A 13,172-nucleotide genomic window follows, 5' to 3' on the forward strand; every position below is an offset into this window, starting at 1 on the left:
GCCCGGTGGTGCGCCCCGGCTCGACTCCGGTCCCGCCGCCGGCTCAGCGCGGGACGTCCGGGAGGGCGTCCTCGGCGAACTCCTCCGCGTTCTGCCCCAGCGAGTCGCTGCGCAGGTAGGACCACATCCGGTCGGCGGCGGTCCGGTCCAGGTAGACGACGCTGGCGGGACCTTCCATCCCGGTGCCCAGGACGGGCGCCGTGAAGAACTCGATCCGGTCGGGCTGCACCCCGCGCGCGGAGTAGGCGAGCGACAGGAGGTCGCCGTTGCTCAGGGTGTCGTCGACGGACACCGCGCTGGTGACCGCGAGGAGCGCGGCGTCGAGCCGGCCCGGGTCGGTGAACGTGTTGGTGCTGAACAGCTTCCCGAACATCGACTGCAGGTACTGCTGCTGCCGGCGGACGCGGTCGAAGTCGCCTCCGGGCAGGCCGTAGCGCTGACCCAGGTACCAGCGGGCCTGGTCGCCGTTGAGGTGGTTGGTCCCGGCCGGGAACGTGTACGGACCCCATTCCGTCGTCTCGGCGACCACGACGTCGACGCCGCCGAGGTCGTCGGTCACCTGGATGAGCCCTTCGAAGTCGATCGCCACGTAGTGGTCGATGCGCACCTGCGTCAGCTGCTCGACGGTCTGGATCAGCAGCGTCGGGCCGCCGAAGGCGTAGGCGGCGTTGATCTTGTTCATGCCGCGGCCGGGGATGTCGACCCACGAGTCGCGCGGGATGGAGATGACCTGGGCGTGCTGCCTGTCGCCGGATACACGGGCCAGCATGATCGCGTCGGAGCGGCCGCCGGGGTCTTCGCCCTCATCGGCGGACACCCGGCTGTCCGAGCCGACCAGCAGGAACGTCACGGGTTCGGCCGCGGCCGCCTCGGCGGCGGTGGCCGGTGCCGGCCGTGCGTCCTCGTCGAGCCCGGCGAAGACGTCGGGCACGCGGTCGATGTTGCCGCCGTACCGGTCGGCGAGGTACCACAGGCCGCCGCCCACCAGGAGCACGAGCACCAGGAGGAGCGCGCCCAGGGCGTACAGGACCTTCCGGCCGCGGCTGCGATGTGGCGCGGTCTCGACGGGTGGGGTCTCGGAGGGGGTCGCTTCGTCATCGGGAGCGACGACCCGAATGGCGGCGCCCGATGACGGCGATGCGCTCAAGGGCGAGATGTCATCGCCGGCCATGGGGTTCTCCTCGTCCGCTCAGTGGTGCATGCGCCGACGGTACGGAGGGTCGCGGGACCGGGGGAGGCGTCGTCACCCCATGGGGGTGCGGCTACCGGGAGGCATCACAGCAGGTCAGGAGCGTGTGCCCGGCAGTAGCCGGATGCCGTCCGGGAGGACCGGACGGTGCGTGTCAGCTGCTGGGGCGGCGGGGCGACGGCGCAGCGGTTGCCAGCGGCCGCTGCCCGGCCGCTCGCACGTAGGCGTCGACCTCTGCCGTCCAGGTGGCCACGTGCTCGCGCTGGTCCGCCTGACGGATCCCTCGCCCCATGACCACGGCCAGGCCCAGGGCGAGCGCCACCCACACGAGTCCGCTGATGGCCAACCACGTCATGTGCGTTCCCCGGGCGTACGAGTAGTCGTGCGTCACTGGTCGTTCACCCTGTTGCCCACGCGAGGACACCGCAAACGACGGCTTCGCAGCAGATCGCGCTGACAGCGGCGCGTCGCGTGTCACCCCGATGCGGGAGTTGGCACTGGTCCTCGGTCACGCCCAGGCCTTACGGTCGGCTTCGCCAGCGGGGGCGCCGTCCTCGCTGCTGTCCGGAGAACGGAGTGCTCGTGAAGATCTCGGTCATCGGTTGCGGCTACCTCGGCGCGGTCCACGCCGCCTCGATGGCCGAGCTGGGCCACGACGTCGTCGGGATCGACGTCGACCAGCAGAAGATCGAGTCGCTGTCGAACGCCCGCACCCCGTTCTACGAGCCGGACTTCGAGGAGCTGCTGGCCCGGACCCTGGCGTCCGGCCGGCTCCGCTTCTCCTCGGACTTCGCCGACGCGAAGGGCGCGCAGATCCACTTCCTCTGCGTGGGGACCCCGCAGAAGCGCAGCGAGTACGCCGCCGACCTCCGGTACGTCGAGGCCGCCACCGAGTCGCTCGTCGACGTCATCGCACCCGGCGAGCTGGTCGTGGGCAAGTCCACCGTGCCCGTCGGCACGGCGGCCCGCCTGGCCGAGCTCGTGAGCGGCAAGGTCCCCGGTGCGCTGCTGGCGTGGAACCCGGAGTTCCTGCGGGAGGGCTTCGCGGTCCAGGACACCCTGCACCCCGACCGCCTCGTCTACGGCCTCCCGCCGGGGCAGGACGGCGACACCGCCCGCGCGCTCCTCGACGAGGTCTACTCGAGCATCGTCGAGCGCGGCACGCCGAAGGTGGAGAGCGACTACGCCACCGCCGAGATGGTGAAGACCGCGGCAAACTCCTTCCTCGCCACGAAGATCTCCTTCATCAACGCCATGGCCGAGCTCTGCGAGGCCACGGGTGCAGACGTCAAGCTCCTCGCCGATGCCATCGGCTACGACGACCGGATCGGTCGCAAGTTCCTCAACGCCGGGCTCGGCTTCGGTGGCGGCTGCCTCCCCAAGGACATACGTGCCTTCATGGCGCGCGCCGGTGAGCTCGGGGCCGACCAGGCGCTGACGTTCCTGCGCGAGGTCGACAACATCAACATGCGCCGGCGGATCCGCATGGTCGAGCTGGCACGCGAGGTCTGCGACGGCTCGCTGCTCGGCAAGCGGGTCGCCGTCCTCGGCGCGGCCTTCAAGCCCAACAGCGACGACATCCGCGACAGCCCTGCGCTGAACGTCGCCGCGCAGCTCCAGCTGCAGGGCGCGGTCGTGCGGGTCACCGACCCGGCAGCCGTCGAGAACAGCCGGCGGCTCTGGCCCCAGCTCGACTACGCCGACACCGCCGAGGAGGCGGCGCAGGGTGCCGACGCCGTGCTCGTGCTCACCGAGTGGCAGCAGTACCGGGAGCTCGACCCGGTGGCCTTCGGCAAGGTCGTCCGCCAGAAGCGGGTGCTCGACGGGCGCAACGCGCTCAGCCGCACCGCGTGGACCGATGCCGGTTGGAGCTACCGGGCGTTGGGCCGCCGCGCGGGGTGACTTCGCGGCAGGGGTGGTAGTTGGGCCGCCTCAGGTGCGTAGCGGCTGGTCCTGCTACAGCTGCGACGTTGGCTTGCGCAGTTCCCTCCTCGGGCATAAGAAGCGAGCTGCGCACGCTGGGCAAAGAGAGTGAAGAAAGCCTTGCGGATCACGGCTGTCTCGGTGAGGGTGCTCCCGTCTACGAGGTGACGGGGGTTCCGATGCTCGCCAACGTGAAGAGGCGGCTGCTCGCGGCACCGCCCAACACATCCAGGCTGCGGCTGCGTGCTTGGGCGGAAGAAGCTGCCCAGTTGGGGGCCGGGCCGGACTTCCGGGTTCTCGACGCGGGCGCCGGGGACGCGCCCTACCGCGACTTGTTTGCGCACGTTCGTTACGAGACGGCGGACTTCGGCGAGATCGACAAAGAGTATGCGCACTTGGACTACGTGTGCGATCTCGCGTCACTTCCCGTGCCGGACGGCACCTACGACCTCGTGTTCTCCTCCCAGGTCCTCGAGCACATGCCGGACCCGCTCGCGGTGCTGCGTGAGTTCAACCGGGTGCTAAAGGCGGGCGGGGAGGCGTGGCTGTCCGCCCCTCTCTTCTACCAAGAGCATGAGCAGCCGTACGACTTTTTCCGGTACACCCAGTTCGCTTGGCGGCACCTCGCGGAGAAAGCCGGCTTCAAGGTCGTCGACATCGACTGGCTCGAGGGCTATTGGGGGACTCTGGCCTATCAGTTGCAGACGGCCAGCACGGCGATGCGGACAAAAGGGCGGTCAGCTGAGGCGGTCGCGTTCGCCGCTATGGCCCGCGTCTTCGCGCGTCGTGAGCTCGCGGAGCGGGTGACCGACGCAGGGATGTGCAAGAACTACCGGGTGCGACTCGCGAAGCCCTGACGCCGGGCATTTTCCAGCTGGGCGGTTCGGGCAAGGCCGCTGACCACGGGCTCCTTCGTAGTCCCGCCGCAGCTTGCGGCGACTCACCCGGCGGAGGTAGCGCAGGCTCCGATTCATTCGCTGGTTGACTACCGTCGTGACCTGCACGACGACCCGCTGCACCGCGGGAGCCGGCGGGGCGCCGCTCCGGCCGGGGGACACGGCTTAGGAGTCAGCAGACGATGCGCATGCTCGTCACCGGGGGTGCCGGTTTCATCGGCGCCAACTTCGTGCACCAGACGCTGCGCGACCACCCCGAGTTCGAGGTGACCGTCCTCGACGCGCTCACCTACGCCGGCAACGAGGCATCGCTCGCGCCCGTCCGCGACGACGTCGAGTTCGTGCACGGGTCCGTGGCCGACGCCGACGTCGTCGACCGGCTGGTCAGCCGCAGCGACGTCGTCGTCCACTTCGCCGCCGAGAGCCACAACGACAACTCGCTGCGCGACCCCTCGCCCTTCCTGCAGACGAACATCGTCGGCACGTTCACGCTGCTCGAGGCCGTGCGCAAGCACGGCGTGCGCTACCACCACATCTCCACCGACGAGGTGTACGGCGACCTCGAGCTCGACGACCCGGCGAAGTTCACCCCCGAGACGCCGTACAACCCGTCGAGCCCGTACTCCTCGACCAAGGCGGGCTCCGACCTGCTGGTGCGGGCCTGGGTGCGCTCGTTCGGCATCCACGCCACGATCAGCAACTGCTCGAACAACTACGGGCCCTACCAGCACGTCGAGAAGTTCATCCCGCGGCAGATCACCAACGTGCTCTCCGGCCTGCGCCCCAAGCTCTACGGCGCGGGGGAGAACGTGCGCGACTGGATCCACGTCGAGGACCACAACTCCGCCGTGCACGCGATCCTCGACCGTGGCCGCTCCGGCGAGACCTACCTGATCGGTGCCGACGGCGAGAAGAACAACCGCGAGGTGCTCGGGCTCATCCTCGAGCTGACCGGTCAGCCCGCCGACGCGTTCGACTCCGTGACCGACCGGGTCGGGCACGACCTGCGCTACGCCATCGACGCCACCAAGCTGCGCACGGAGCTCGGCTGGACGCCGAGGTACACCGAGTTCCGCGACGGCCTGGCCGCCACGATCGACTGGTACCGCGAGAACGAGGGCTGGTGGCGCCCGCTCAAGGACGGCGTCGAGGCGCAGTACGCGGCCCAGGGGCAGTGAAGGCCGTCATCGTCGGCGCCGGCGGCCAGCTCGGCCGGGCGCTGCAGCGCGAGCTCCCCGACGCCGTCGCGCTCGACCGCGCTGGGCTCGACGTCACCGATCCGGGAGCCGTGCGCGCCTACGACTGGGCCGGTGTCGACGTCGTCCTCAACGCCGCCGCCTGGACCGCGGTTGATGCGGCCGAGCACCCGGCGAATCTCGGTGCGGTGCGCGCGGTCAACGTCGACGCGGTCGGTCATCTGGCCGATGCCGCAGAGAAGTACGGCTTCGCGCTCGTGCACCTCTCCAGCGAGTACGTCTTTGACGGAACCCACGACGGGCCCATCCCGGAGGATCTGCCCCCCTCGCCGCTGAGCGTCTACGGGCGCAGTAAGGCCGACGGCGACACCCGCGCCACGGCGATCGAGCGGCACTGGCTGGTGCGCACCACCTGGGTGGTAGGGGAGGGCGGCAACTTCGTCCGCACGATGGCCGGCCTCGCCGACCGCGGAATCTCGCCGTCGGTCGTCGACGACCAGATCGGTCGGCTCACCCTGGCCTCTGGTCTCGCCGCCGGCATCCGGCACCTGGTGGAGAGGCGAGCGCCGTACGGCACCTACAACCTCACCGGCGGCGGGGAACCGGCGAGCTGGGCCGACGTCGCCGCCGCCGTGTTCAGCGCCCGCGGGCGCTCGGCCGACGACGTGACCCGGGTCAGCACCGACGAGTATTTCGCCGACAAGTCCGGCGTTGCGCCGCGACCGCTCAACAGCGTCCTGGACCTGGCCAAGGTCGAGGCCACCGGCCTCCGCCCGCGCGACTGGCGCGGCGCCCTCCGGGCGTACGTGGCCGGCTGACAGCCAGAGCCCTTCGAGGGCGGTGGTGCGACCAGCTCTGGAAATGAGCGGTCAGCGACATCTTCCCGTCACCACGGCGGCGACTACCTGTACCAGGGTGTCAACACATGGAGACCCGGCGACGGCGCACCGTTGGGACCGGCCAGCCATGCGAGATCTGCGGCGGAACGACGACCTTGGTGGAGTCGCGTGCCGTCCGCCGCGGCGCAGCCTGGCTCAACCTGCGATGGCGCCCCCACACGCGCAGGTACGAGTTGTGCGAAGGCTGCGGTACCCGTCGCGTTCTCGAGCAGTGAGCGCCGCACCGAGCCGATGACGCTGCGGCCCGCCGGCTCGGTGGCCTAGCGGGGGACCTCGGGCAGGGCGTCGTCGGCGAACTCGGCGGCGTTCCTGCCCAGGGAATCGTTGCGGAGGTAGCTCCACATCCGGTCGGCGGCGACGTCGTCGAGGTACACGACGCTGGCCGCCCCCTCCCGGCCGGTCCCGAGCACCGGCGCGGTGAAGAAGTCGATGCTCTCGGGCGTGACGCCGCGCAGCGAGTACGCCAGCTGCACCATGTCGGCGTTGCCCAACCCGTCGTCCACCGCCACCGCGTCGGTCACCGCGCGCAGCGCACCGTCGAGCCGGGTCGGGCTGCTGAACGTGTCGGAGCTGATCAGCTTGCCGAACATGGCCTGCAGGTACTGCTGCTGCCGCTTCACGCGGTCGAAGTCACCACCCGGGAGGTCGTAGCGCTGGGCCAGGTAATAGCGGGCCTGCTCGCCGTCCAGGTGGTTCGTGCCCGCTGTGAACGTGTAGGGGCCGTTCGTCGTCGTCTCGGCCACGACCACGTCGACGCCACCCAGATCGTCGGTCACCTGGATCAGTCCGTCGAAGTCGATGGCCACGTAGTGGTCGATCCGCAGCTGGGTGAGCTGCTCCACGGTCTGGATGAGCAAGGTCGGGCCGCCGAACGCGTACGACGCGTTGATCTTGTTCATGCCGCGACCGGGGATCTCGACCCAGCTGTCCCGGGGGATGGAGATCAGCTGGGCGTTCTGCCGGTCCCCAGTGAAGCGGACGAGCATGATCGCGTCCGACCGGCCACCGGGCAGCTCCCCGGGTTCCGGTGCGGCGCGGGTGTCGGAGCCGACCAGCAGGAACGTGAGCGGCGGATCGCCGGCCTCTTCTGCCGGGGTCGCCGGGGCCGGTCGCGCGTCCTCGTCCAGATCGGCGAAGACGTCACCGACGCGCTCTACGTTGCCGGCGTACCGGTCGACGAGGAAGAGAGCCACGCCCCCCAGGACCAGGGCGAGGGCGAGCACCAGGGTGCCGACCACGATCAGCGTTCGACGCAGCCGATGCCGCTCACGAGGGGCGCCGTCGTCGCTCTCGGCGAGGTCGTCGAACCCCAGGTTGGTGTCGTCGCTCGTGCTGGGGTCGAGGCCGAGCTCAGCGGGGCCCTGCGCGTCTTGATCGTCGGTGTTCATGGGCCCCCCTGCTCTGCTCCGGCAGAAGGGTAGGCGCAGACAGCAGGGTTCGGAGGCTCCGTGCCCCTTGCCGGGCAGGCGGAAGGGTCAGGGGGTGCCGCGCGTCGGGAAGCCGTACGAGTCGGCGGCGGTGAAGGCCTGGGAAGTCAGCGCCGGCAGCGGGTGTTCGTCGACGACGAAGTTCAGCTCAGCGGTGAGCGCGGCGTCCTTGTCGGCGATGCGCACGGCACGGCCGATGACCGCGGCCAGCAGCAGCGCGGCCACTATCCAGCAACCTGCAACCAGCCACAGTGCGCTCATGTGTTCTTCCTACGGGAGGACCAGACCCGCGGAGGGCCGACCGATTCGGCGTGCCTTGCCAAAACGGACGACCACTCCAGTGCGCACGGCTTCTACCCGGGGCAGGAGAGATTGAGACATTCGCGAGTGACTCGTGGGAGGAGGGTGCTCCCGCGACGGGGTCATGTTCCCCGCCCGACCTGCCGATGAACTCCCCGTGTGGTGGCTCTGGGTCGTGGGTGGACTGGTCGCGTGGTTCGTCCTCGCCTTCGGGTTGGCGGTCGTCCTCGGCCGGAGCATCCGGACCGCCGACCTCCGCACCTCGGGATCGACGGACCTGCTGACCACCGCGGACCTCGCCCCTCACCCCGCTCCCGCGCCCGTGCGGCGCCGCGCCGTGCCGCTGCCCCCCATCGGCATCGCGCTCGCTGCGGCAGCCGTCGGTCTGATGACCGTCGGCTACGGCTTCCGGTTGTCCGGGAGCACCGGGCCGCTCGCCCGGGCGCTCTCCATGGACGACCCCTTTTCCCTGCCTCGCTTGTTCGTCGCAGCTCTCTTCGCGGCCGCGGCAGTCGCTGCCGTCGCCGGCGCGGGCACCATGCGCCGCACGTGGTGGCTGGCCGTCGGCGTGGTGGCCGCTGGCATCGCCGCGGTCAAGGCCGGCAGCACCGTGCACGTCGACGCCAAGGTGGCGCTGACCGGAGCGGTCGGTACGCAGGGAGCCGTGCTGATCAGCGTGACGGCGGCTGCCGCCGTCGTCTCCGGGCTGTTCGTCCTCAGTCGCACCGAGCGCCGTGACCGCCGCCGGGTCCTCGGCGCGCTTACCGGGTATGCAGTGGCCTCCGTCGGGCTCTCCGCGCTCAGCTCCGCGGTGCCCGGTGGCTGGGCTGCGACGGCCACCTACCTCGAGGAGTCCGGCGAGGCGCTGGCCGGCGTCGCGTTCCTCCTCGCCGTGCTCGTCGGTGTCGCGCCGCGCCTGGTGCTCCCGGCGGAATGGGCGCTGCGCCGTGCTGCCGACGCCGAGACGCTCGACGTGCGCGAGGCCCTTCCGGGTCGACCCGCCGGGGACGGGCTGCGGGGCTGACGCCCGTTCAGAGGCCGGGGCGCACCACGCCGCACCGGCAGGCGTACAGGCTCGACCCGCTGAACGGGTCGGCGCCGGCGTAGCGGAACCAGTGCACGTGGCGGGCGCCCGCCGCGCGGGGCTGTGACCGTCGCTCCGCACTCGAGGCCTGAACCGCTCCGCTGGGCACGCGCATGGTTGCACTGTGCCATCTCCAGCAGTGGTGGAGAAGGGGCGCCGACGTGAATTCAGCGGTGACGCTTCGCGCCGGGTGTGCCCCTCGCCTGGTCCGACCGGGTCAGCGCGGGACGTCGGGAAGCGCGTCGTCCTCGAACTCCGCGGCGTTCTCGGCCAGTGAGTCGTTCTGCAGGTAGCCCCACATGCGCTCGCACGCGCTGTCGTCCAGGTAGACGACGCTGGCAGCCCCCTCGCGGCCGGTGCCGAGCACCGGGGCCGTGAAGTAGTCGATGTCGTCCGGGGTGACGTTGCGCAGGGAGTAGGCCAGGGACAGCAGGTCCCCGTTGCCCAGGGCGTCGTCGATGCGCACCGCACTGGTCACGGCGAGCAGTGCCGCGTCAAGCCGCTGAGGGTCGGTGAACGTCTCCGCGCTGAAGAGCTTCTCGAACATCGCGCGGAGGTACTGCTGCTGGCGCTTGACCCGGTCGAAGTCCCCGCCCGGCAGGTTCTTGCGCTGCTGGAGGTACTGCCGCACCTGGGCGCCGTCGAGGTGGTTGACGCCTTCCTCGAAGGTGTACCCCTGGTGGGTCGTGGTCTCGGCGACCCGCACGTCGACGCCGCCGAGGTCATCGGTCACCTGGATGAGCCCGTCGAAGTCGATCGCCACGTAGTGGTCGATCCGCACCTGCGTCAGCTGCTCGACCGTCTGGATGAGCAGCGTCGGACCGCCTAACGCATAGCTGGCGTTGATCTTGTTCACGCCGTACCCGGGGATGTCGACCCACGAGTCGCGCGGGATCGAGATCAGCTGGGCGTGCTGACGGTCCGCGGTGAACCGCGCGAGCATGATGGCGTCGGAGCGGCCGTCGGGATCCTCACCCTCGGCCACGTCGGCGCGGGTGTCGGAGCCGACCAGCAGGAAGGTGACCGGGTCATCGCCCGCCTCCTGCACCGGCGTCGCGGGAGCGGGCCGGCTGTCGGCGTCCAGGTCGGCGAAGACGTCCGGGACGCGGTCGATGTTGCCCGCCCACCGGTCGGTCAGGTACCAGAGCCCGCCGCCGACGAGGAGCGCGAGGACGAGCCCGAGGACGCCCAGGCTGATCAGCACCCGGCGCAGGGCCCGGCGTCGTCCTGACGTGCGCGGGGTGTCGGCGCCGTCGGGAGCCTTCCCCTCGGAGGTCTCGTCCTCCGGGGCCGGCGCGGGCAGCAGCGCATCCCGCGCCTGCCCGCTTGTCACGTCGTCCCGCATGCCGAGCCCCCGGATGGCCGATGAAGCGTCGAATGTACGGCCGGGCCTCGGCGGGGAGATCCTGAGTGTCCCCCGGTGGAGTGAGGACCCGGCACCCGGGGCGAGCGGATGCCCCGTCCGGGCGGACTTCCCGCAGCGGCTTGGCCCTTCCTGCTGCCCGCGTTCTAGGGTCGAACTCCACCGGTGCGAGCCGGGCGTCGGCCCCGGAAGCCATCTCGCCGGAAAACTTGGAGTGCGCGTGAAGATCTCGGTCATCGGCTGCGGCTATCTCGGTGCCGTGCATGCGGCGTCGATGGCGGAGCTGGGTCATGACGTCGTGGGCATCGATGTCGATCAGCCGAAGATCGACCTGCTGTCGCAGGCCAAGGCGCCCTTCTACGAGCCCGGCTTCGAGGAGCTGCTGGCGCGGACGCTGGCGACGGGGCGGCTGCGGTTCTCGACCGACTTCGCTGACGCGGCCGGTGCTGCGGTGCACTTCGTGTGCGTGGGGACCCCGCAGAAGCGGGGTGAGTACGCCGCCGACATGCGTTACGTGCAGGGCGCGGTCGAGTCGCTGCTGGACGTCCTCTCGGCCGGTGAGCTCGTGGTCGGCAAGTCCACGGTGCCGGTCGGCACCGCGGCTGGCCTCGCGGAGCTGGTGGAGAGCAAGGTGCCGGGTGCGCTGCTGGCGTGGAACCCCGAGTTCCTGCGCGAGGGGTTCGCGGTGCAGGACACGCTGCACCCCGACCGCCTGGTGTACGGGCTCCCGGCCGGCGCCGACGGCGACACGGCCCGTCGCCTGCTGGACGAGGTGTACGCGACGATCGTCGAGCGCGGCACGCCGAAGGTGGAGAGTGACTACGCGACCGCTGAGATGGTGAAGACGGCGGCCAACTCGTTCCTGGCCACGAAGATCTCGTTCATCAACGCGATGGCGGAGCTGTGCGAGGCCACTGGCGCGGACGTGAAGCTGCTGGCCGACGCGATCGGTTACGACGACCGGATCGGGCGCAAGTTCCTCAACGCCGGGCTCGGCTTCGGTGGCGGCTGCCTGCCCAAGGACATCCGGGCGTTCATGGCCCGCGCCGGCGAGCTGGGTGCCGATCAGGCGCTGACGTTCCTGCGCGAGGTCGACAACATCAACATGCGCCGGCGGATCCGCATGGTCGAGCTGGCCCGCGAGGTCTGCGACGGTTCGCTGCTCGGCAAGCGGGTCGCTGTCCTGGGGGCGGCGTTCAAGCCCGACAGCGACGACATCCGCGACTCCCCGGCGCTGAACGTCGCCGCCCAGTTGCAGCTGCAGGGCGCGGTCGTGCGTGTCACCGACCCGGCGGCGGTGGAGAACAGCCGCCGGCTGTGGCCGCAGCTGGACTACGCCGACACGGCGGAGGAGGCGGCCGAGCGCGCCGACGCCGTGCTCGTCCTGACGGAGTGGAAGCAGTACCGGGAGCTCGACCCGGTGGCGTTCGGCAAGGTCGTCAAGCAGAAGCGGGTGCTCGACGGGCGCAACGCTCTGGACCGCGAGGCCTGGACCGCCGCAGGGTGGGCCTACCGCGCACTCGGCCGCCGCGCCGGCTGACCTCGCTGCTCGCGGGCGCCTGCGCCACACCGTGGCGGAGCACCTGCCCGATCAGCACGCCGGCGGGGAGCGCCACCGTCAACCACACGATCACCAATACCAGCATCCGCGTGACCTCTACCTCTTTCGGTTAGACATGCCGGAGGAACAAGTGCTCACTGTGAGTCTCTGAACAGGTGCACAGGTGGAGCACTCGCCGGACGCGCGTCCGGCGGTAACGCTCGTGGCCACCGCGTCGCAGCAGTTGCGAGGCCTTGTCGACCAAGCCAAGGTTCGACGACCTCGATCAAACCGTGATTACCTACGGTCACATGGCGGGCAACTGGCCCGTGAGCAACGCGGAGGTTAAGAGTGAGGTCCGTCGTCACGGGGGCAGCCGGCTTTGTCGGATCCCACCTGTCCGAGCACCTGCTGGCCCGGGGCGACGAGGTGGTAGGCATCGACTGCTTCACCGACTACTACGACACGGCGATCAAGGAGCGCAACCTCGCTCCCGCCCTCGCGGACGAGCGGTTCACCCTCGTGCGCGGCGACCTGCTGACCGAGCCGCTGATCGAGCTCTTCGATGGGGCCGACGTCGTCTACCACCTCGCCGGGCAGCCCGGCGTCCGCCCGTCCTGGGGCTCGGACTTCAGCACGTACGTGTCGCACAACGTGCTGGCCACCCAGGCGGTCCTGGAGGCGGCGCGCACGGTGGAGCTCAAGAAGCTGGTCTACGCCTCGAGCTCCAGCGTGTACGGCGACGCCGAGTCGTACCCGACGTCGGAGCGGGTGCGCCCGCAGCCGATCTCGCCCTACGGCGTCACCAAGCTCGCCGCCGAGCACCTCTGCGAGCTGTACCGCACGGCCTTCGGCGTGCCGACCGCCTCCCTCCGCTTCTTCACCGTCTACGGCCCCCGGCAGCGCCCCGACATGGCGTTCAGCCGGCTGGTGGCCGCCGGCCTCGAAGGCTCGGTCTTCGAGCTCTACGGCACCGGTGAGCAGACCCGCGACTTCACCTACGTCGGCGACATCGTGCGGGCGCTGCACGATGCGGCGACCTCGGACTTCGTGGGCGTCGCCAACATCGGCGGCGGCAGCCGGACCTCGATGAACGAGGTCGTCGAGATCGTCTCCGACCTCGCCGGTGAACCGGATGTCCGCCGGCTCGCGAAGGTCCGAGGTGACGTGAAGGACACAGCCGCCGACACGCAGGTCGCCCGGGACGGGTTCGGCTACGCGCCGCAGGTCTCGCTGCGGGACGGGTTGGCGCTGATGGTCGAGGCGGCACGGAGCACCGGCGGCGGGGGTGCCGCGACGGCGAGCGGAACGGGGAGCGCGACATGAGTGACCGACGGGGTGCGGGGGCGCCGCGG

12 protein-coding genes are annotated in these 13,172 nt (G+C 70.6%); 7 read left to right on the forward strand and 5 right to left on the reverse strand.

The annotated features are described in order from the left end of the window. Positions 1-43 precede the first annotated feature (43 nt). Both DQ244_RS00760 and DQ244_RS00765 read right to left on the reverse strand, forming a co-directional pair. The gene (locus DQ244_RS00760; RefSeq protein ID WP_233491087.1) at positions 44-1,000 is read right to left on the reverse strand and encodes an LCP family protein; all 957 of its coding nucleotides are present in this window, start codon (positions 998-1,000) and stop codon (positions 44-46) included. 343 nt (positions 1,001-1,343) lie between these two features. After that, positions 1,344-1,544 (reverse strand): hypothetical protein, encoded by a 201-nt coding sequence (locus DQ244_RS00765; RefSeq protein WP_147251435.1) that lies wholly within the window; start codon positions 1,542-1,544, stop codon positions 1,344-1,346. Positions 1,545-1,771: 227 nt separating this feature from the next. On the opposite strand from DQ244_RS00765, the gene DQ244_RS00770 reads away from it, so the two are divergent. The 4 genes from DQ244_RS00770 (at position 1,772) to DQ244_RS00785 (ending at position 6,022) form a co-directional block, all read left to right on the forward strand. Further along, on the forward strand, positions 1,772-3,091 hold the full coding sequence (locus DQ244_RS00770) for a UDP-glucose/GDP-mannose dehydrogenase family protein (protein ID WP_113810563.1): 1,320 nt from the start codon (positions 1,772-1,774) through the stop codon (positions 3,089-3,091). A 200-nt stretch (positions 3,092-3,291) separates the two neighbouring features. After that, positions 3,292-3,969: a class I SAM-dependent methyltransferase gene (locus DQ244_RS00775; RefSeq protein ID WP_113809588.1), complete on the forward strand. Its 678-nt coding sequence runs from the start codon at positions 3,292-3,294 to the stop codon at positions 3,967-3,969. Between the two features lie 221 nt (positions 3,970-4,190). After that, entirely contained in the window at positions 4,191-5,186 is a 996-nt protein-coding gene (gene rfbB, locus DQ244_RS00780; RefSeq protein ID WP_113809589.1) for a dTDP-glucose 4,6-dehydratase, read from the forward strand. Next, positions 5,183-6,022 carry an NAD(P)-dependent oxidoreductase gene (locus tag DQ244_RS00785; protein WP_158544437.1) on the forward strand — a complete coding sequence of 280 codons (840 nt, stop codon included), beginning with the start codon at positions 5,183-5,185 and terminating at the stop codon, positions 6,020-6,022. The genes rfbB and DQ244_RS00785 overlap by 4 nt, the downstream gene beginning before the upstream one ends. Positions 6,023-6,363: 341 nt before the next feature. Here the strand turns inward: DQ244_RS00785 and DQ244_RS00790 are convergent, their stop codons facing one another. Further along, positions 6,364-7,491 carry an LCP family protein gene (locus tag DQ244_RS00790; RefSeq protein ID WP_113809591.1) on the reverse strand — a complete coding sequence of 376 codons (1,128 nt, stop codon included), beginning with the start codon at positions 7,489-7,491 and terminating at the stop codon, positions 6,364-6,366. Positions 7,492-7,578: 87 nt separating this feature from the next. Beyond that, complete coding sequence (locus DQ244_RS19165; protein WP_147251436.1) at positions 7,579-7,791, reverse strand: hypothetical protein; 213 nt, start codon at positions 7,789-7,791, stop codon at positions 7,579-7,581. Between the two features lie 214 nt (positions 7,792-8,005). On the opposite strand from DQ244_RS19165, the gene DQ244_RS00795 reads away from it, so the two are divergent. After that, on the forward strand, positions 8,006-8,854 hold the full coding sequence (locus DQ244_RS00795; RefSeq protein WP_233491088.1) for a hypothetical protein: 849 nt from the start codon (positions 8,006-8,008) through the stop codon (positions 8,852-8,854). A gap of 277 nt (positions 8,855-9,131) precedes the next feature. Here the strand turns inward: DQ244_RS00795 and DQ244_RS00800 are convergent, their stop codons facing one another. Then, positions 9,132-10,247, reverse strand: a complete 1,116-nt coding sequence (locus DQ244_RS00800) for an LCP family protein (protein ID WP_233491089.1) — start codon at positions 10,245-10,247, stop codon at positions 9,132-9,134. A gap of 250 nt (positions 10,248-10,497) precedes the next feature. Between DQ244_RS00800 and DQ244_RS00805 the strand changes: the two genes are divergently transcribed. After that, entirely contained in the window at positions 10,498-11,817 is a 1,320-nt protein-coding gene (locus DQ244_RS00805; protein ID WP_113810564.1) for a UDP-glucose/GDP-mannose dehydrogenase family protein, read from the forward strand. 351 nt (positions 11,818-12,168) lie between these two features. Beyond that, positions 12,169-13,143: an NAD-dependent epimerase/dehydratase family protein gene (locus DQ244_RS00810; RefSeq protein WP_113809594.1), complete on the forward strand. Its 975-nt coding sequence runs from the start codon at positions 12,169-12,171 to the stop codon at positions 13,141-13,143. Positions 13,144-13,172: the final 29 nt, after the last annotated feature.

The sequence above is a fragment of the Blastococcus sp. TBT05-19 genome (genome assembly GCF_003319095.1).
Classification (GTDB): Bacteria; Actinomycetota; Actinomycetes; order Mycobacteriales; family Geodermatophilaceae; genus Blastococcus.